Here is a 15,421-nt window from a genome sequence, read left to right on the forward strand (position 1 = left end):
CATGAATCAGAAAATTCGCATTAAACTTAAGTCATACGATCATAACTTAGTGGACAAATCCTCTGAGAAGATAGTACGTGCAGTAAAGACAACTGGTGCTGTGGTTAGTGGACCTATTCCATTGCCTACGCGTAAAGAAATTTTTACTGTGCTGCGTTCACCGCACGTTAATAAGAAAGCACGAGAGCAATTTCAGCTGTGTACCTACAAAAGGTTGGTAGATATTTATTCTAGCAGTACCAAGACTGTAGATGCGCTGATGAAACTTGAACTTCCCAGTGGAGTTGATGTAGAGATTAAAGTATAATTGTATATACATATTTATAGAAAGAGCCAATTCTCCAGTAGAATTGGTTCTTTTTTATGTTTATAGTAGATCTACAGTATTAAAAAAATAAAAATAACCCTAAATAAGGCTGTGTAATAATTTGATAAGGAAGAAATAATTATCTAAATTTGCAGTCTTTTACGGAAAAAACGCCTGAAAATAGAAAGTTAATAATTAGAAGATGTCAGGAATAATTGGAAAAAAAATCGGTATGACTAGTGTCTACGGTGCCGATGGACGAAGTGTCGCATGCACGTTGATAGAAGCTGGTCCTTGCGTGATAACGCATGTCAAAAACGAAGATACTGATGGCTATACGGCTGTCCAGTTAGCTTATGGCGAGCGGAAAGAAAAAAACACGCCACGAGCGCTTAAGGGTCACTTTGATAGAGCCAAAACTACTCCAAAAAAGAAAGTAGTTGAATTCAGAGACTTCAGAGTAGAATTTGAAGATGAAGATGGGGTGAAGCTTGGAAAAGAAATTTTAGTGGGAAAGGTTTTCAAGGAAGGGGAATTTCTGGATGCGATTGGCACCTCAAAAGGTAAAGGTTTTCAAGGTGTTGTAAAAAGGCATGGTTTCGGGGGTGTTGGTCAGGCAACTCATGGTCAGCACAATCGCGGTAGAGCTCCTGGATCAATTGGCGCATGTTCTTTCCCTTCAAGAGTATTTAAGGGGATGCGTATGGCAGGAAGAACTGGAGGTAGAAGAGTTAAAATGATCAACCTTAGAGTATTGAAAATTGTGCCTGAAAAGAACCTGATTTTGGTTAGTGGGTCTGTGCCCGGTGCAAAAAACTCTTACATCGTACTTGAGAAGTAATATCATGAAAGTTAACATTAAAAATATCAAGGGAGAAGATACAGGCAAGTCTGTTGAGTTGTTAGACGATATCTATGCTATAGAGCCTAATGATCATGCCCTGTATCTTGATGTAAAGCAATATCTGGCTAATCAGCGCCAGGGTACCCATAAATCGAAGGAGAGAGCTGAAATTGCGGGTTCTACCAAGAAAATAAAAAGACAAAAGGGTACAGGTACTGCGCGTGCTGGAAGTATAAAGTCTCCGGTTTTTAGAGGAGGAGGTAGAGTATTTGGTCCACGCCCTCGTGACTACGGTTTTAAATTGAACAAGAAATTAAAAAAGCTTGCTCGTAAGTCTGCTCTGACCTATAAAGCTAAAGGCGATAAGGTTATCATTCTTGAAAGCTTTGACTTAGATACCCCCAAAACTAAGTCATTTATTAACATTTTGACTGCACTTGCGGTACAGCAAGAAAAGTCATTATTAGTAGTAGACAGTGTAAATAAGAATTTGCACCTGTCGGCCCGTAATATTCCTAATACTAAAGTGGTGACAGTTGATAAGTTGAACACTTATGAGATTATGAATGCCGGCCACTTAATTATTAGTGAGGGCGCTGTAGAAAAGATTGAATCCATGTTTAATCCAAAAGTTACCGCATAAATTATGGAAATTTTAAAGAAGCCTTTGGTAACAGAAAAAATTTCGGAACTGAACGAAAGTGGCAAATATGGGTTCATTGTAGACCGGCGTGCCAACAAAGTTCAAATCCGCGAAGCCGTAGAGAAAATGTATGGTGTAACAGTAGAGAAAGTACGCACCATGAATTATTTAGGCAAGGAAAAAAGCCGCTATACTAAGACCAGAGTAATTAGTGGTAGAAAACCCTCTTTTAAAAAGGCTATTGTTCAGGTAGCTGAAGGGGAAATTATAGATTTTTATAGTGGAATATAATTAAGAATATTAGAGTGCTATGGCAATAAAGAAATTAAGGCCGACAACTCCAGGACAGAGACATAGATTATCTCCCAGTTTTGCTGATGTGAGTAAAAAGGAACCAGAAAAGTCTCTGCTTGTTACTTTAAAGAAATCAGGAGGAAGAAATAACAATGGGCGTATGACTATGCGTTACATTGGAGGAGGACACAAGCGTAAGATTAGAGTAGTTGATTTCAAGAGAAATAAAACTGGTGTACCTGCTACTGTTAAAGCGATTGAATATGATCCTAACCGTTCTGCTCGCCTCGCATTGCTATATTATGCTGATGGAACCAAAACATACATCATAGCTCCCGTAGGGATTGAAGTAGGACAGCAGGTAATTTCAGGCAAGGATGTAGCACCTGAAGTAGGGAATGCGCTTCCCCTGTCTTCAATACCTTTAGGTACTATTGTACATAATATTGAGATTACTCCGGGTAAAGGAGGGCAGCTTGCCAGAAGTGCAGGCTCATACGCTCAGTTATTAGCTAGGGAAGGAAAATATGCAACCCTTAAGCTTCCTTCTGGTGAAATGCGTATGGTTTTGAGTATGTGCTTAGCTACAGTTGGTTCTGTATCTAACGTAGACCATATGAATGAAACGTTAGGTAAAGCGGGAAGAAAAAGGTGGAAAGGTAGAAGACCAAGAGTGAGAGGTGTAGTGATGAACCCTGTAGATCACCCTATGGGTGGTGGTGAAGGTAGAGCCTCTGGAGGTCACCCTCGCTCTAGGAATGGCATTAAGGCAAAAGGACAAAAAACCAGAACGCCTAAAAAGTATTCTAATCGTTTAATCATCAGTAGAAAGAAAAAATAATGGCACGTTCTCTAAAAAAAGGACCGTATATAGATTTCCGTTTGGAGAAAAAGGTTGATGCAATGAATCAATCTAATAAAAAGTCTGTGATCAAAACGTGGTCAAGACGTTCCATGGTTTCTCCGGATTTTGTTGGGCATACCTTTGCTGTACATAACGGAAATAAGTTTATTCCTGTGTATGTAACTGAAAATATGGTGGGGCATAAACTTGGAGAGTTCGCTCCAACCAGAAATTTCCGAGGTCACATCTCAAAGAAAGATAAAGGAAAAAGATAATCATGGAAGCAATAGCCAAATTAAATAATGTGCCTACGCCACCTCGTAAAATGAGACTAGTGGCTGACATGATTCGCGGACGAAAGGTTAGCGAAGCATTAAATATATTAAAATTTGAAGCCAAACAAGGCGCTCCTAAGATGGAGAAGTTGTTGTTATCTGCAGTCGCAAACTGGCAGGAGAGAAACGAAGATGCAAGACTGGAGGATGCTGACCTTTATGTTAAAGAGGTAAAGGTTGATGGTGGAAGAATTCTTAAGCGATTGAGGCCTGCTCCTCAGGGACGTGCACACCGCATTCGGAAACGCTCTAACCACATCACTTTGATAGTGGATAGCCGTAATGAAGTAGCGGAAACTACAGAAGACAACCAAGAATAAAAGCAATAGAACTAATAAAGTAGCTTAAATGGGACAGAAAATTAACCCTATAGGTTTTAGACTAGGAATTGTAAAAGGATGGGATTCTAACTGGTATGGTGGTAAGGATTTCTCCAACAAACTAGTTGAAGACCATGAAATAAGAAAATATATAGATGCTCGTCTGCCTAGAGGTGGAATTTCTAAAGTTGTGATTGAGCGTACGATCAAACGTATCACGCTTACTATTCATACAGCACGTCCGGGAGTAGTTATTGGTAAAGGTGGATCTGAAGTAGATCGCCTGAAAGAAGAGTTGAAAAAGCTTACCGGAAAAGATGTACAGATCAACATCTACGAAATTAAGCGCCCTGAATTAGATGCTAAACTCATTAGTGCTTCTATTGCTCAGCAGTTAGCCGCTCGTATCTCATATCGTCGTGCCATGAAGCAAGCATTAGCTTCTGCACTACGTGTAGGTGCACAAGGAATTAAGATTAAGGTTTCCGGTAGGCTGGGTGGTGCCGAGATGGCACGAACTGAACAATACAAAGAAGGAAGAATTCCTCTTCACACGCTTAGAGCTGATATTGATTATGCTCTTACAGAGGCTCAGACTGTTTATGGTAAAATAGGTGTGAAAGTATGGGTATTCAAAGGTGAGGTGTACGGTAAAAGAGATCTTTCTCCTAACGTTGGTGGTCCTCAGCAGAGCGGCGGCAATAGCGGCGGAGGCGGAGGCCGTGGAGAAAGAAGAAGTAGAAGAAGGAAAAAGTAAGACTGCCATCAATCACTGAAAATTAACATTCTGAAACATGTTACAGCCGAAAAGAACCAAATATAGAAAAAAGCAAAAAGGAAGAGTTAAAGGTATAGCTCAAAGAGGACATACTATTGCTTTTGGAAACTTTGCGCTTAAGACACTTGAGCCAGGGTGGATTAACAGTCGTCAGATTGAGGCGGCTCGTATTGCCATGACTCGTTTTATGAAAAGAGAAGGGCAAGTATGGATCCGAATTTTTCCTGATAAACCAGTAACCAAGAAACCTGCAGAGGTTCGTATGGGTAAAGGAAAAGGAGCTCCTGAATATTGGGTGGCAGTAGTTAAGCCAGGGCGTATTCTTTTTGAAGTTACAGGTGTAAGTACCGCAGTAGCTCAAGAGGCTTTGAGACTGGCTGCTCAGAAACTACCCGTGAAGACAAAATTTAGTGTACGTAGAGATTACGCCGGACAATAGTTATGAAAAATTCAGAAATAAAATCTCTTAACAAAGAGGATCTTCTAGAAAAATTAGAAGCAGAGAGAGAAACTCTCCTGAAGCTGAAATTTGCGCATGGCATTTCTCCTATTGAAAATCCCATGAAAATCAGAGCATCCCGCAAGCTCATTGCCCGTTTAAAAACTGAACTAAAAGCTAAAGAATTAGCTAAATAAGTGCTTTATGAGTACCGAAAGAAATTTAAGAAAAGAAAGAATCGGTTTGGTTGTCAGCAATAAGATGGACAAGTCTGTTACTGTTGCTGTGCAAAGAAAACTGAAGCACCCTATCTATGGTAAGTTCATAGGTAAGACAACCAAATTCATGGCTCATGATGAAAAAAATGAGTGCAGTATTGGTGATACAGTTAGAATAATGGAAACGAGGCCGCTTAGTAAAATGAAGCGGTGGCGTTTATTAGAAATTATAGAAAGAGCTAAATAAGCAATGATACAGCAAGAATCCAGACTGAATGTAGCGGATAACAGCGGTGCAAAGGAAGTGCTTTGCATTCGCGTTTTAGGTGGAACAGGCAAGCGATATGCCTCCGTCGGTGACAAAATTATTGTTACCGTAAAATCCGCACTTTCTTCCAGTAACCTGAAGAAAGGAACTGTTTCAAGAGCGGTTATCGTAAGAGCTAAGAAAGAGATTCGTAGGAAGGATGGCTCTTATATTCGTTTTGAGGAAAATGCAGCAGTGTTGCTTAACGCAAACGATGAGCCTCGTGGGACGCGTATTTTCGGACCAGTTGCACGTGAGCTGCGTGAAAAGCAGTTTATGAAGATTGTTTCACTCGCACCAGAAGTACTATAAGATTATGAAAAAGCTACATATCAAGAAGGAGGATACAGTTAAAATAATTGCTGGTAACCAAAAAGGTCGTACGGCTAAAGTGTTGGAAGTCCTACCTGAAAAAAATAAAGCTATTGTAGAAGGAATAAATATGGTGACAAAACATGTTAAGCCTTCTGCACAGAATCCTGAAGGAGGAAGAAGTGAACAAGAAGCTCCGATTCATGTAAGTAAACTTATGGTAGTTGATCCCTCTACTGGTGAACCAACTCGTGTAGGAAGAAAGCAAAATGATAAGGGCAAACTTCAAAGGTATTCTAAGAAAACCGGTGAATTTATTTAAAAATGGCAACTACTACAGACACATATAAACCAAGGCTTAAGGCAAAATATCAAGAGGAGATTGTTGCTGCTTTGAATGAAAAGTTTGGATACAAATCCATTATGCAAGTACCTCGTATTGAGAAAGTTTGTATCAATAAAGGTATAGGAGCCGCAGTGGCAGATAAAAAGCTTGTAGATGTAGGAGTAGAAGAACTATCTACCATCTCTGGACAAAAAGCAGTTCCTACATATGCGAAGAAATCAGTATCAAACTTTAAGCTTCGTGAAGGAATGCCAATTGGTGCTAAAGTTACCTTGAGAGGGAACAAAATGTATGAATTCCTGGATCGCCTGTTAAATGTGGCTCTTCCTAGGGTAAGAGATTTTAGAGGAGTAAATGATAAAGGGTTTGATGGAAGAGGAAATTACACTTTAGGAGTAAAAGAACAGATCATTTTCCCAGAGATCAGTATTGATAAAGTGAATCGTATTTCAGGAATGGATATTACGTTTGTTACTAACGCTAATACCGACGAAGAATGTTATGAATTACTTAAGGCTATGGGAATGCCTTTTGCCAACAGCTCAACTAATAGATAAATACTATGGCTAGAAAATCAGTAATAGCAAGAGAAAGAAAAAGAAAAAGATTAGTGGAGAAATATGCTCAGAAAAGAGCGGAATTAAAAGCTAATGGCGATTACGAAGCATTAGATAAATTACCCAAAAATGCTTCACCTGTGCGTTTACATAATCGTTGTAAACTTACAGGCAGACCCAAAGGGTATATGAGGAAGTTTGGTATTTCCAGGGTTACTTTTAGAGAAATGGCCTCAAATGGAAAAATACCGGGCGTGACTAAAGCAAGCTGGTAAAAGTTTTAGTTTATTAAAAAAAGTTTTACCTTTGCACTTCGTTTTTTAGAGAGCATGTAATATTTATCTATAATGATAACCGATCCCATATCAGATTATTTGACAAGAGTCAGAAATGCCATCAAGGCAAGACATAGAATTGTGGAAATACCAGCTTCCAACATCAAAAAGGAAATCACAAAGGTTCTCCACGAAAAGGGATATATTCAGAACTATAAGTTCGAGGAAGGTGTCAATCACCAAGGAGTAATTAAGATTGCTCTTAAATACAATCCTAAGAATAAGAACTCTGCTATAGTGCATTTGGAAAGAATTAGTAAACCAGGTTTAAGAAAGTATACCAGTGCTGATAATCTACCGCGTGTACTAAACGGCCTTGGTTTAGCAATACTTTCAACTTCCCGTGGAGTGATTACCGATAAAGAGGCGAGAGAGCTGAATATAGGAGGGGAGATTCTTTGTTACGTCTATTAAATTATAGAATATGTCACGTATAGGAAAATTAGCCATAGATATACCTCAGGGCGTCACAGTCACTAATGATAAAAATGTGATCACCGTTAAAGGTTCAAAAGGTGAGCTTACCCAAGTTGTGGATAAAGATATAGAAGTAAAGATTGAAGATAATCAAATTAGATTACACCGACCTACTGAGCAAAAAAGGCATAAGGCTTTACATGGTTTATACAGAGCTCTGATCTATAATATGATAGAAGGTGTATCTAAAGGCTATCAGAAGCAGTTGGAGTTAGTGGGAGTTGGATATAGAGCTAGTGTACAGCAAAATGTACTTGAATTAAACCTGGGTTATTCTCATAATATTTTTATGGGATTACCTGAGGCAATTAATGCTTCTGCTGAAACGGCTAAGGGTAAAAACCCTACCATAACTCTTGAGAGTTATGATAAGCAGTTGATCGGGCAGGTTGCTGCCAAAATTAAATCTTTAAGACCTGTAGAGCCTTATAAAGGCAAAGGAGTAAGGTTTGTAGGTGAAAGAATCAGACGTAAGGCTGGTAAGACGGCAAGTAAATAATTATACCAATGGCTGTTACTAATAAAAAGCTTCAAAGAAGACTCAAGATAAGAAAAAGTATCCGCAGAAAGCTAAGCGGAACTACAGAACGTCCTCGTTTGTCAGTATATAAAAGTAATAAGGCAATTTATGCCCAAATTATTAATGATGAACTAGGTAATACCTTGGCCTATGCGACTTCGCTTGAAATGAAATCGAATAATGCTAATTTGGATATAGCTAAAGAGGTGGGAAAGAAACTAGCTGAAAAGGCTATTGCTCACGGAATATCTCATGTAGTATTTGACAGAGGAGGCTATATATATCATGGTAAAGTGAAGGCTTTAGCTGAAGGTGCTAGAGAAGGAGGATTAAAATTTTAATTAAATGGCACAAAACGTAAGATCAGTAAAAGCTAGTGAAATTGACCTGAAAGAACGCGTAGTTGCGATCAAGAGGGTGGCAAAGGTTGTAAAGGGTGGTAGAAGGTTTAGTTTCGCTGCTATAGTAGTAGTGGGTAATGGTGATGGAGTAGTAGGTTATGGCTTAGGAAAGGCAAACGAAGTAACTGATGCTATCACTAAAGGAGTTGATGACGCTAAGAAAAACCTTCTAAAGGTACCTATTCTCAAAGGAACTATTCCTCATGAAACATTGGGGAAATTTGGCGGTGGCTTTGTTCTCATTAAACCTGCCTCTCCTGGTACTGGAGTTATTGCTGGCGGTGCTATGCGTGCAGTACTGGAAAGTGCTGGCGTTCACGATGTTTTGGCCAAATCTAAAGGTTCTTCAAATCCGCACAATGTGGTTAAAGCTACTTTTGATGCATTGGCTAATATGCGTGATCCCTATGCGGTTGCGGAACAAAGAGGGGTTACTTTAGAAAAAGTTTTTAACGGTTAATTAATCATGGCAAAAATTAAAATTACTCAGGTTAAAAGCTCAATCAAACGCCCTAAAAAACAGAAGGCTACAATACAAGCACTTGGATTAGGGAAAATAAATAAGACTGTTGAAGTGGAAAATACTCCTCAAATTAGCGGGATGGTATCCAAGGTATCTCATTTGGTTAACGTTACTGAAGCTTAATATAAATGGATTTACATACAATAAAACCAGCTCAAGGTTCTGTAAAGACGAAAAAAAGGTTGGGAAGAGGCGCCGGTTCAGGATTTGGAGGTACAGCTTCCAGAGGACATAAAGGTGCCAAATCAAGATCGGGTTATAAGACTAAAGCAGGTTTTGAAGGCGGACAAATGCCTCTTCAAAGAAGAGTGCCTAAATTTGGTTTCAGAAACCCCAACAGAACCTCTTACAATGCGATTAACATAGGTCAACTCCAAAGTTTATCTGAAAAATCAGGTGAGACTTCTTTTACTTTGGAAAATCTACAGAAACATGGCCTTATCGGAAAGAACGATAAAGTTAAAGTATTAGGAAATGGTGAACTATCAGCCAAGATAGAGGTTGAGGCACATGCTTTTTCTGCATCAGCAGAGAAAGCAATAGAAGCAGCAGGAGGATCAGCAAAAAAAATATAGAGCCATGAAGGAATTTATTACCACCATAAGGAATATCTTTTCAATTGAAGAGCTCAGAACTAGGATACTTAATACCCTAGGTTTTCTAATCATTTTTAGATTAGGATCCTTTGTTGTGTTGCCTGGAGTAGATCCTTCTCGCCTTGAGGGTGATGCTGGTGGTATATTTGGCTTATTAGATACATTTTTAGGAGGAGCTTTTAGCAATGCTTCTATTTTCGGCTTGGGAATCATGCCGTACATTTCTGCTTCTATTGTAATACAATTACTCACAGTTGCAGTACCGTATTTTCAGAGATTGCAGAAAGAGGGAGATTCGGGAAGAAAGAAAATTACTCAGATCACACGGGTATTGACAATTTTTATCACTTTCGGTCAAGGCATAGGGTATTTATCATATGCTGTCCCTGCTGAAGCAATATTGATTGATAGATTTTTCTTTACAGTTTCTGCTCTTATTATTCTTACTTCAGGCACAATTTTTTGTATGTGGCTGGGAGAAAAAATTACAGACAAAGGAATTGGAAATGGTATCTCCATGCTTATCATGATTGGTATCATTTCTCGCTTCCCTGGGGCGATTGTAGCTGAATTTCTTTCAAAAGGTATGAATGGAGCTCTTCTCTTTGTAATTGAGATTGTAGCCTTGTTCTTCGTGGTGATGGCATCTGTAATGCTAACACAAGCTGTGAGGAGAATTCCTGTACAGTATGCCAAGCAGGTAGTTGGAAATAAAGTGTACGGAGGACAACGTCAATATATTCCTCTTAAAGTTAATGCATCAGGAGTAATGCCCATCATCTTTGCACAGTCATTGATGTTTCTACCAGGGTTAATTGCTAGTATCTGGGCAGATAGTAATGATTTGGCGGCAACAATTGGTAATACCTTTGCTGATTTTACCTCTTGGCAATATAATTTAGTCTTTGGAATTTTAATTATTCTATTTACGTTCTTTTACACTGCAATTACTATTAACTCCAAGCAAATTGCAGATGATATGAAACGTAATGGAGGTTTTGTGCCTGGAGTAAAGCCTGGTCAGCCTACTGCTGAATTTATTGATTCAGTGCTTTCCAGAATTACATTACCTGGATCATTGTTCTTAGCAATTATTGCTATTATGCCAGCAATAGCTAGCGTAGCAGGTATAACTACCGAGTTTGCTTACTTTTACGGTGGGACATCATTACTCATTATGGTAGGTGTAATTTTAGACACCTTACAGCAAATAGAAAGCTATCTACTAATGCGTCATTATGAAGGTATGATGAAATCTGGTAGAATTAAAGGTAGATCTGAAAATGCTGCAGTTGCATAAATTAGATATTTTTTAAACCTATAAGAATCAGAATTAATATATGGCTAAACAAGCATCAATTGAACAGGATGGAACTATTACAGAAGCATTGTCTAATGCAATGTTTAGAGTTGAGCTTGAAAATGGCCACCAGGTGATTGCGCATATATCTGGGAAGATGAGAATGAACTATATCAAAATATTGCCTGGTGACAGAGTAAAGCTTGAAATGTCACCTTATGATTTAACTAAAGGAAGAATAGTATACAGATATAAGTAACTATGAAAGTAAAAGCATCTATTAAAAAGCGCAGTTCCGACTGCAAAATTGTCAGAAGGAAGGGCAAGTTGTACGTTATTAATAAGAAGAACCCTAGATTTAAGCAAAGACAAGGTTAATTATGGCTAGAATTGCAGGCGTAGATATCCCCGATAATAAAAGAGGAGAAATAGGTCTTACCTATATCTTCGGCATTGGCAAAAGTTCTGCTCAGAATATTCTTACCCAGGCAGGTATTGACTGGAATAAGAAAGTAGGTGAGTGGGATGATGAAGAGTCCAATGCCATTCGTAGCATTATTGCTAATGAATTCAAAGTGGAAGGTGTACTTAAATCTGAGGTACAAATGAGCATTAAGCGACTGATGGATATTGGTTGTTACCGAGGCTTGAGACATCGTAAAGGTCTTCCTGTTAGAGGACAGAAGACAAAAAACAACGCACGTACGCGTAAGGGTAAGCGTAAGACAGTTGCAAATAAAAAGAAAGCTACTAAGTAGAGTTAATAAATAGTTATGGCTCAGAAAAGAAAAGATAAAGCAAAAAAGAGAGTGGTTGCAGTTGAATCTGTTGGCCAAGCTCATATTAAAGCTTCATTCAATAATATAATTATCTCTATTACCAATATGTCTGGACAAGTAGTGTCATGGGCATCAGCTGGTAAGATGGGTTTTAAGGGTTCAAAGAAAAATACACCTTATGCAGCTCAAACTGCTGCTGCTAACTGTGCTCAAACTGCTTATGACCTGGGGATGCGTAAGGTTGAAGTGTTTATTAAAGGCCCTGGTGCGGGACGTGAGTCTGCAATCAGAACCCTTCAAAATACAGGCTTGGAAGTTACAATGATCAAAGATGTAACTCCACTACCACACAACGGTTGCCGTCCACCTAAAAGAAGAAGAGTATAAAATACGATACACGATTATGGCAAGATACAGAGGCCCTAAGTCTAAAGTAGCAAGAAAATTTAACGATCCTATATTCGGTCCTAGCAAGGCACTGCAAAAAAAGGGTTACCCTCCAGGCCAGCATGGTCGTGGAAGGCGTCGCAAGCAATCTGAATATGCGATTCAGCTTATGGCTAAGCAGAAGGCTAAATATACCTATGGCGTATTGGAACGTCAGTTTGCTAACCTTTTTGAGAAAGCGAACAGTAGTCAGGGTATTACTGGTGAAATTCTGTTGCAATTGCTAGAGTCAAGACTAGATAATGTTGTCTTTAGACTAGGAATAGCTCCTACCAGAAGAGGTGCAAGACAGCTTGTAGGTCATAAACATATCACTGTAAACGGAGAAGTTGTTAATGTTCCTTCATTTCAGGTTAAACCCGGTGATTTAGTAGGGGTTAGAGAGAAGTCAAAATCTCTTGAAGCAATTACTAACAGTTTAGCCTCCCATAATGCCAGTCGTTTTAGCTGGTTGGAATGGGATAAATCTCAAATGGCAGGTAGATTTAACAATGTTCCCCAAAGAGATGAAATTCCAGAGAACTTACAGGAACAACTGATTGTTGAACTTTACTCTAAGTAAGTTTTAACTTTCATTCATCTCAATTTTTAAACGAAGTATACCTAACAAATATGTCAATACTAGCATTTCAAATGCCCGAAAAAGTGGTAATGGAAAAAGCAGACAATTTTCATGGTCTGTTCACTTTCAAGCCACTAGAGAGAGGTTATGGAGTTACTGTTGGTAATGCACTGAGAAGAATTTTATTATCCTCACTAGAAGGTTATGCAATTACGGGGGTTAAAATACCTGGAGTGATGCATGAGTTTTCTACTGTAGAAGGAATAGTAGAGGATGTGTCAGAAATCATCTTAAGCCTTAAAAAGGTTCGTTTCAAGAAAGTTACTGATGACTTTGTAGATAGTAAAATTGTAATTCCTATAAAAAATCAGTCTAGCTTTACAGGAGCAGACATACAAAAGTATGTAACTTCTTTTGAAGTACTTAATCCAGATCATGTGATATGTCACATGGACGAATCTCTAGATACCGAAATTGAACTTTATGTAGAGAAAGGTAGAGGTTACGTTCCATCAGAAGAGAATAAACAGAACGATCAGAATTATGGCGTAATCGCATTGGATTCTATCTTTACTCCGATCAAAAACGTTAAGTTCAGTGTTGAAAACACCAGGGTAGAACAGCGTACTGACTATGAGCAGTTGATCCTGGATATTGAAACTGATGGCTCTATTCACCCAGAAGATGCTTTAAAAGGTGCAGCGAATATACTCATTAAGCATTTTATGCTGTTCTCAGATCAAAATATGATCTTAGAAACTCCTCAACAAGGGGAACCTGATACAGTGGATGAAGAGATGCTTCATATGAGAAAGCTCTTGAAAACTCCTCTTAATGATTTAGATCTTTCAGTTAGGGCCTATAATTGTCTTAAAGCAGCTGATGTGAAGACTCTTGGAGACTTGGCTCAGCTTGAAATTTCAGACATGATGAAGTTCCGTAACTTTGGTAAGAAATCATTGGCCGAATTGGAGCAGTTAATTGCAGACAAGAACTTGTCATTTGGAATGGACGTGAGCAAATATAAACTAGAAGAAGATTAACGTAGTAGAAGCAGTAAGCTGAAAATAGTAAGGAAGTAATGAGACACGCAAAAAAATTCAATCATTTAGGACGTACTGCTCCACATCGTAAAGCGATGCTGGCTAACATGGCTACGTCTCTGATTCTTCATAAACGAATCACCACTACTGTAGCAAAAGCAAAAGCACTTAGAAAGTATGTAGAGCCTTTGATCACTAAATCAAAGTCAGATACTACGCATTCTAGAAGAATCGTGTTCTCTTATCTGCAAGATAAAACTTCTTCTCAAGTGCTTTTTAATGAAGTAGCTGAGAAAGTTGCAGAAAGACCTGGTGGTTATACTCGTATCATCAAGTTAGGAAATCGCCTGGGTGACAACGCAGAAATGTGTATGATTGAACTGGTAGATTTTAATGAAACCTATCAGCAAGAAGACACCACCAAGAAAACACGTACCAGAAGAAGTCGCAGGTCCGGTAAGAAGAGTTCTTCAAAAAGCGAAAATGAAGCTAAAACTTCTACAACTGAAGAGGCTACAGTAGAGGAGGAGAAGAAAGAAGCTAAAGCTACTGCTGAGGAAACTACCGAGGCTGAAGTAAAAGAAGAAGAGTCAGCAGCGACTGAAGAGGAGGTGAAAGATCAAACAAGTAATCAATCAGAAGAAGCAGAAGATTCAAGTGATTCTGAGGAAAAAAAGAACCAATAACATTTCATTATCCTTTATAAAGGGATTAGGCTGTTGACAAACACAGTTTAATCCCTTTTTTTTTATCATATTATTATTAAAATTTGCGCAAAAATACCTTATGAAGATCGTTAAAAAAGCACCTGCCGTTCTACTTTTGGAAGATGGAACCTGTTTTCATGGAAATGCAATTGGAAAAATTGGGACTAAAGGTGGTGAAATCTGCTTTAACACTGGTATGTCCGGTTACCAAGAGATCTACACCGATCCTTCTTATTATGGTCAGATCATTGTAAACACCACCTCGCATATCGGAAATTACGGCGTACTGGATACAGAACAAGAATCTAGTACTCCCAAAATTAGTGCACTGGTTGTAAATGATTTTTCTTCAGTATACAGCCGGGAGAAAGCAGACCATGATTTGCAGTATTTTTTGGAAAATGCTGGAATTGTAGGTATCACAAATATAGATACACGTAAGCTAGTAAAACACATTAGGTCTAAAGGAGCAATGAATGCGGTAGTGTCTTCAGAAGTTACTGATCTCAATGAACTCAAGAAAATATTGGATGAAGTGCCCTCTATGGCAGGGTTGGAATTGTCGTCTAAGGTTTGCAGTAAAGAGCAGTATTATTATGGACATGAAAGTGCTCCTAAAAAGGTAGCAGTACTTGATTTAGGAATTAAAACTAGCATTCTAAAAAACCTGACGGAACGGGGATGTTATTGTAAAATATTTCCAGCCAAAACGAGCTATGAGGATCTAAAGGCCTGGGGAGCGGATGGATATTTTATTTCCAACGGACCAGGAGACCCAGGGGCGATGGAATATGCGGTAGAAACTGTGAAAAAAATATTGGAGGAAGATCGCCCTTTATTCGGAATTTGCCTTGGGCATCAGATATTAGCAAGAGCAAATAATATTTCTACTTATAAGATGCATCATGGCCACCGAGGGTTGAATCATCCGGTAAAAAACCTGGAGACAGGCAAAAGCGAGATTACTTCTCAGAATCATGGTTTCTCAGTCAACCTTGAGGAAGCTGAAAAGATGAAAAATCTCAAAGTTACCCATATCAACCTGAATGATAATACAGTGGCAGGTATCAAAATGCTGGACAAAAAGGCCTTTTCAGTACAATATCACCCAGAGTCATCGCCTGGTCCTCATGACTCCCGATATCTTTTTGATCAATTCGTAGAGTTGATGAGCACATAGTCCATAA

Annotated in this window: 30 protein-coding genes; all 30 read left to right on the plus strand. The window is 38.7% G+C overall.

Annotation, left to right across the window (positions count from 1 at the left end; genetic code table 11):
• Position 1: 1 nt before the first annotated feature.
• The 30 genes from rpsJ to carA all read left to right on the plus strand — a co-directional run bounded on the left by rpsJ (position 2) and on the right by carA (position 15,414).
• Complete coding sequence (gene rpsJ, locus WJR50_RS17060; RefSeq protein ID WP_277477511.1) at positions 2 to 307, plus strand: 30S ribosomal protein S10; 306 nt, start codon at positions 2 to 4, stop codon at positions 305 to 307.
• Positions 308 to 509: 202 nt separating this feature from the next.
• Positions 510 to 1,148: a 50S ribosomal protein L3 gene (rplC, locus tag WJR50_RS17065; RefSeq protein WP_341294516.1), complete on the plus strand. Its 639-nt coding sequence runs from the start codon at positions 510 to 512 to the stop codon at positions 1,146 to 1,148.
• A gap of 4 nt (positions 1,149 to 1,152) precedes the next feature.
• Entirely contained in the window at positions 1,153 to 1,794 is a 642-nt protein-coding gene (gene rplD / locus WJR50_RS17070; RefSeq protein ID WP_341294517.1) for a 50S ribosomal protein L4, read from the plus strand.
• Positions 1,795 to 1,797: 3 nt separating this feature from the next.
• Complete coding sequence (gene rplW / locus WJR50_RS17075) at positions 1,798 to 2,085, plus strand: 50S ribosomal protein L23 (protein ID WP_341294518.1); 288 nt, start codon at positions 1,798 to 1,800, stop codon at positions 2,083 to 2,085.
• A gap of 19 nt (positions 2,086 to 2,104) precedes the next feature.
• Positions 2,105 to 2,929, plus strand: coding sequence for a 50S ribosomal protein L2 (gene rplB, locus WJR50_RS17080; protein ID WP_341294519.1), 825 nt, complete (start codon positions 2,105 to 2,107; stop codon positions 2,927 to 2,929).
• On the plus strand, positions 2,929 to 3,207 hold the full coding sequence (gene rpsS / locus WJR50_RS17085; protein ID WP_302240166.1) for a 30S ribosomal protein S19: 279 nt from the start codon (positions 2,929 to 2,931) through the stop codon (positions 3,205 to 3,207). Before rplB ends, rpsS begins: the two co-directional genes overlap by 1 nt.
• Before the next feature lie 2 nt (positions 3,208 to 3,209).
• Positions 3,210 to 3,587, plus strand: coding sequence for a 50S ribosomal protein L22 (gene rplV, locus WJR50_RS17090; protein ID WP_341294520.1), 378 nt, complete (start codon positions 3,210 to 3,212; stop codon positions 3,585 to 3,587).
• 28 nt (positions 3,588 to 3,615) lie between these two features.
• On the plus strand, positions 3,616 to 4,344 hold the full coding sequence (rpsC, locus tag WJR50_RS17095; protein WP_341294521.1) for a 30S ribosomal protein S3: 729 nt from the start codon (positions 3,616 to 3,618) through the stop codon (positions 4,342 to 4,344).
• 37 nt (positions 4,345 to 4,381) lie between these two features.
• Positions 4,382 to 4,804: a 50S ribosomal protein L16 gene (gene rplP / locus WJR50_RS17100; protein WP_341294522.1), complete on the plus strand. Its 423-nt coding sequence runs from the start codon at positions 4,382 to 4,384 to the stop codon at positions 4,802 to 4,804.
• Between the two features lie 2 nt (positions 4,805 to 4,806).
• The gene (rpmC, locus tag WJR50_RS17105; protein ID WP_341294523.1) at positions 4,807 to 5,001 is read left to right on the plus strand and encodes a 50S ribosomal protein L29; all 195 of its coding nucleotides are present in this window, start codon (positions 4,807 to 4,809) and stop codon (positions 4,999 to 5,001) included.
• Between the two features lie 7 nt (positions 5,002 to 5,008).
• A complete protein-coding gene (gene rpsQ / locus WJR50_RS17110; RefSeq protein ID WP_341294524.1) occupies positions 5,009 to 5,269 on the plus strand; it encodes a 30S ribosomal protein S17 in 261 nt (86 codons plus the stop codon).
• Between the two features lie 3 nt (positions 5,270 to 5,272).
• Positions 5,273 to 5,641: a 50S ribosomal protein L14 gene (rplN, locus tag WJR50_RS17115; RefSeq protein ID WP_341294525.1), complete on the plus strand. Its 369-nt coding sequence runs from the start codon at positions 5,273 to 5,275 to the stop codon at positions 5,639 to 5,641.
• A 4-nt stretch (positions 5,642 to 5,645) separates the two neighbouring features.
• Positions 5,646 to 5,963: a 50S ribosomal protein L24 gene (gene rplX, locus WJR50_RS17120; RefSeq protein WP_341294526.1), complete on the plus strand. Its 318-nt coding sequence runs from the start codon at positions 5,646 to 5,648 to the stop codon at positions 5,961 to 5,963.
• Positions 5,964 to 5,965: 2 nt separating this feature from the next.
• Entirely contained in the window at positions 5,966 to 6,544 is a 579-nt protein-coding gene (gene rplE, locus WJR50_RS17125) for a 50S ribosomal protein L5 (protein WP_341294527.1), read from the plus strand.
• Positions 6,545 to 6,549: 5 nt separating this feature from the next.
• The gene (gene rpsN / locus WJR50_RS17130; protein ID WP_277477540.1) at positions 6,550 to 6,819 is read left to right on the plus strand and encodes a 30S ribosomal protein S14; all 270 of its coding nucleotides are present in this window, start codon (positions 6,550 to 6,552) and stop codon (positions 6,817 to 6,819) included.
• Positions 6,820 to 6,891: 72 nt separating this feature from the next.
• Positions 6,892 to 7,293, plus strand: a complete 402-nt coding sequence (gene rpsH, locus WJR50_RS17135; protein WP_341294528.1) for a 30S ribosomal protein S8 — start codon at positions 6,892 to 6,894, stop codon at positions 7,291 to 7,293.
• A gap of 10 nt (positions 7,294 to 7,303) precedes the next feature.
• Positions 7,304 to 7,855, plus strand: a complete 552-nt coding sequence (rplF, locus tag WJR50_RS17140; protein ID WP_341294529.1) for a 50S ribosomal protein L6 — start codon at positions 7,304 to 7,306, stop codon at positions 7,853 to 7,855.
• An 8-nt stretch (positions 7,856 to 7,863) separates the two neighbouring features.
• Positions 7,864 to 8,217, plus strand: coding sequence for a 50S ribosomal protein L18 (rplR, locus tag WJR50_RS17145; protein ID WP_341294530.1), 354 nt, complete (start codon positions 7,864 to 7,866; stop codon positions 8,215 to 8,217).
• A gap of 4 nt (positions 8,218 to 8,221) precedes the next feature.
• Positions 8,222 to 8,737: a 30S ribosomal protein S5 gene (gene rpsE, locus WJR50_RS17150; protein WP_341294531.1), complete on the plus strand. Its 516-nt coding sequence runs from the start codon at positions 8,222 to 8,224 to the stop codon at positions 8,735 to 8,737.
• 6 nt (positions 8,738 to 8,743) lie between these two features.
• Complete coding sequence (gene rpmD, locus WJR50_RS17155; protein WP_341294532.1) at positions 8,744 to 8,923, plus strand: 50S ribosomal protein L30; 180 nt, start codon at positions 8,744 to 8,746, stop codon at positions 8,921 to 8,923.
• Between the two features lie 5 nt (positions 8,924 to 8,928).
• Positions 8,929 to 9,375 (plus strand): 50S ribosomal protein L15, encoded by a 447-nt coding sequence (gene rplO, locus WJR50_RS17160; RefSeq protein WP_341294533.1) that lies wholly within the window; start codon positions 8,929 to 8,931, stop codon positions 9,373 to 9,375.
• 4 nt (positions 9,376 to 9,379) lie between these two features.
• Complete coding sequence (secY, locus tag WJR50_RS17165) at positions 9,380 to 10,696, plus strand: preprotein translocase subunit SecY (protein ID WP_341294534.1); 1,317 nt, start codon at positions 9,380 to 9,382, stop codon at positions 10,694 to 10,696.
• 40 nt (positions 10,697 to 10,736) lie between these two features.
• Positions 10,737 to 10,955, plus strand: a complete 219-nt coding sequence (gene infA / locus WJR50_RS17170; RefSeq protein WP_277477556.1) for a translation initiation factor IF-1 — start codon at positions 10,737 to 10,739, stop codon at positions 10,953 to 10,955.
• A gap of 2 nt (positions 10,956 to 10,957) precedes the next feature.
• The gene (ykgO, locus tag WJR50_RS17175) at positions 10,958 to 11,074 is read left to right on the plus strand and encodes a type B 50S ribosomal protein L36 (RefSeq protein ID WP_277477557.1); all 117 of its coding nucleotides are present in this window, start codon (positions 10,958 to 10,960) and stop codon (positions 11,072 to 11,074) included.
• 2 nt (positions 11,075 to 11,076) lie between these two features.
• Positions 11,077 to 11,454 (plus strand): 30S ribosomal protein S13, encoded by a 378-nt coding sequence (rpsM, locus tag WJR50_RS17180; RefSeq protein WP_341294535.1) that lies wholly within the window; start codon positions 11,077 to 11,079, stop codon positions 11,452 to 11,454.
• A 15-nt stretch (positions 11,455 to 11,469) separates the two neighbouring features.
• The gene (gene rpsK / locus WJR50_RS17185) at positions 11,470 to 11,862 is read left to right on the plus strand and encodes a 30S ribosomal protein S11 (RefSeq protein WP_341294536.1); all 393 of its coding nucleotides are present in this window, start codon (positions 11,470 to 11,472) and stop codon (positions 11,860 to 11,862) included.
• 16 nt (positions 11,863 to 11,878) lie between these two features.
• Complete coding sequence (gene rpsD, locus WJR50_RS17190; RefSeq protein ID WP_341294537.1) at positions 11,879 to 12,484, plus strand: 30S ribosomal protein S4; 606 nt, start codon at positions 11,879 to 11,881, stop codon at positions 12,482 to 12,484.
• Between the two features lie 50 nt (positions 12,485 to 12,534).
• A complete protein-coding gene (locus WJR50_RS17195; RefSeq protein WP_341294538.1) occupies positions 12,535 to 13,527 on the plus strand; it encodes a DNA-directed RNA polymerase subunit alpha in 993 nt (330 codons plus the stop codon).
• 38 nt (positions 13,528 to 13,565) lie between these two features.
• Positions 13,566 to 14,213 carry a 50S ribosomal protein L17 gene (gene rplQ, locus WJR50_RS17200; protein WP_341294539.1) on the plus strand — a complete coding sequence of 216 codons (648 nt, stop codon included), beginning with the start codon at positions 13,566 to 13,568 and terminating at the stop codon, positions 14,211 to 14,213.
• A 100-nt stretch (positions 14,214 to 14,313) separates the two neighbouring features.
• Entirely contained in the window at positions 14,314 to 15,414 is a 1,101-nt protein-coding gene (carA, locus tag WJR50_RS17205) for a glutamine-hydrolyzing carbamoyl-phosphate synthase small subunit (RefSeq protein WP_341294540.1), read from the plus strand.
• Positions 15,415 to 15,421 lie beyond the last annotated feature (7 nt).

The organism is Catalinimonas locisalis (assembly GCF_038039535.1).
Classification (GTDB): domain Bacteria; phylum Bacteroidota; class Bacteroidia; order Cytophagales; family Cyclobacteriaceae; genus Catalinimonas.

What these genes read in the sequence shown, in the direction of transcription:
- rpsJ (WP_277477511.1), top strand. Translation starts at nt 2, where the DNA reads ATGAATCAGAAAATTCGCATTAAACTTAAGTCATACGATCATAACTTA.
- rplC (WP_341294516.1), top strand. Translation starts at nt 510, where the DNA reads ATGTCAGGAATAATTGGAAAAAAAATCGGTATGACTAGTGTCTACGGT.
- rplD (WP_341294517.1), top strand. Translation starts at nt 1,153, where the DNA reads ATGAAAGTTAACATTAAAAATATCAAGGGAGAAGATACAGGCAAGTCT.
- rplW (WP_341294518.1), top strand. Translation starts at nt 1,798, where the DNA reads ATGGAAATTTTAAAGAAGCCTTTGGTAACAGAAAAAATTTCGGAACTG.
- rplB (WP_341294519.1), top strand. Translation starts at nt 2,105, where the DNA reads ATGGCAATAAAGAAATTAAGGCCGACAACTCCAGGACAGAGACATAGA.
- rpsS (WP_302240166.1), top strand. Translation starts at nt 2,929, where the DNA reads ATGGCACGTTCTCTAAAAAAAGGACCGTATATAGATTTCCGTTTGGAG.
- rplV (WP_341294520.1), top strand. Translation starts at nt 3,210, where the DNA reads ATGGAAGCAATAGCCAAATTAAATAATGTGCCTACGCCACCTCGTAAA.
- rpsC (WP_341294521.1), top strand. Translation starts at nt 3,616, where the DNA reads ATGGGACAGAAAATTAACCCTATAGGTTTTAGACTAGGAATTGTAAAA.
- rplP (WP_341294522.1), top strand. Translation starts at nt 4,382, where the DNA reads ATGTTACAGCCGAAAAGAACCAAATATAGAAAAAAGCAAAAAGGAAGA.
- rpmC (WP_341294523.1), top strand. Translation starts at nt 4,807, where the DNA reads ATGAAAAATTCAGAAATAAAATCTCTTAACAAAGAGGATCTTCTAGAA.
- rpsQ (WP_341294524.1), top strand. Translation starts at nt 5,009, where the DNA reads ATGAGTACCGAAAGAAATTTAAGAAAAGAAAGAATCGGTTTGGTTGTC.
- rplN (WP_341294525.1), top strand. Translation starts at nt 5,273, where the DNA reads ATGATACAGCAAGAATCCAGACTGAATGTAGCGGATAACAGCGGTGCA.
- rplX (WP_341294526.1), top strand. Translation starts at nt 5,646, where the DNA reads ATGAAAAAGCTACATATCAAGAAGGAGGATACAGTTAAAATAATTGCT.
- rplE (WP_341294527.1), top strand. Translation starts at nt 5,966, where the DNA reads ATGGCAACTACTACAGACACATATAAACCAAGGCTTAAGGCAAAATAT.
- rpsN (WP_277477540.1), top strand. Translation starts at nt 6,550, where the DNA reads ATGGCTAGAAAATCAGTAATAGCAAGAGAAAGAAAAAGAAAAAGATTA.
- rpsH (WP_341294528.1), top strand. Translation starts at nt 6,892, where the DNA reads ATGATAACCGATCCCATATCAGATTATTTGACAAGAGTCAGAAATGCC.
- rplF (WP_341294529.1), top strand. Translation starts at nt 7,304, where the DNA reads ATGTCACGTATAGGAAAATTAGCCATAGATATACCTCAGGGCGTCACA.
- rplR (WP_341294530.1), top strand. Translation starts at nt 7,864, where the DNA reads ATGGCTGTTACTAATAAAAAGCTTCAAAGAAGACTCAAGATAAGAAAA.
- rpsE (WP_341294531.1), top strand. Translation starts at nt 8,222, where the DNA reads ATGGCACAAAACGTAAGATCAGTAAAAGCTAGTGAAATTGACCTGAAA.
- rpmD (WP_341294532.1), top strand. Translation starts at nt 8,744, where the DNA reads ATGGCAAAAATTAAAATTACTCAGGTTAAAAGCTCAATCAAACGCCCT.
- rplO (WP_341294533.1), top strand. Translation starts at nt 8,929, where the DNA reads ATGGATTTACATACAATAAAACCAGCTCAAGGTTCTGTAAAGACGAAA.
- secY (WP_341294534.1), top strand. Translation starts at nt 9,380, where the DNA reads ATGAAGGAATTTATTACCACCATAAGGAATATCTTTTCAATTGAAGAG.
- infA (WP_277477556.1), top strand. Translation starts at nt 10,737, where the DNA reads ATGGCTAAACAAGCATCAATTGAACAGGATGGAACTATTACAGAAGCA.
- ykgO (WP_277477557.1), top strand. Translation starts at nt 10,958, where the DNA reads ATGAAAGTAAAAGCATCTATTAAAAAGCGCAGTTCCGACTGCAAAATT.
- rpsM (WP_341294535.1), top strand. Translation starts at nt 11,077, where the DNA reads ATGGCTAGAATTGCAGGCGTAGATATCCCCGATAATAAAAGAGGAGAA.
- rpsK (WP_341294536.1), top strand. Translation starts at nt 11,470, where the DNA reads ATGGCTCAGAAAAGAAAAGATAAAGCAAAAAAGAGAGTGGTTGCAGTT.
- rpsD (WP_341294537.1), top strand. Translation starts at nt 11,879, where the DNA reads ATGGCAAGATACAGAGGCCCTAAGTCTAAAGTAGCAAGAAAATTTAAC.
- WJR50_RS17195 (WP_341294538.1), top strand. Translation starts at nt 12,535, where the DNA reads ATGTCAATACTAGCATTTCAAATGCCCGAAAAAGTGGTAATGGAAAAA.
- rplQ (WP_341294539.1), top strand. Translation starts at nt 13,566, where the DNA reads ATGAGACACGCAAAAAAATTCAATCATTTAGGACGTACTGCTCCACAT.
- carA (WP_341294540.1), top strand. Translation starts at nt 14,314, where the DNA reads ATGAAGATCGTTAAAAAAGCACCTGCCGTTCTACTTTTGGAAGATGGA.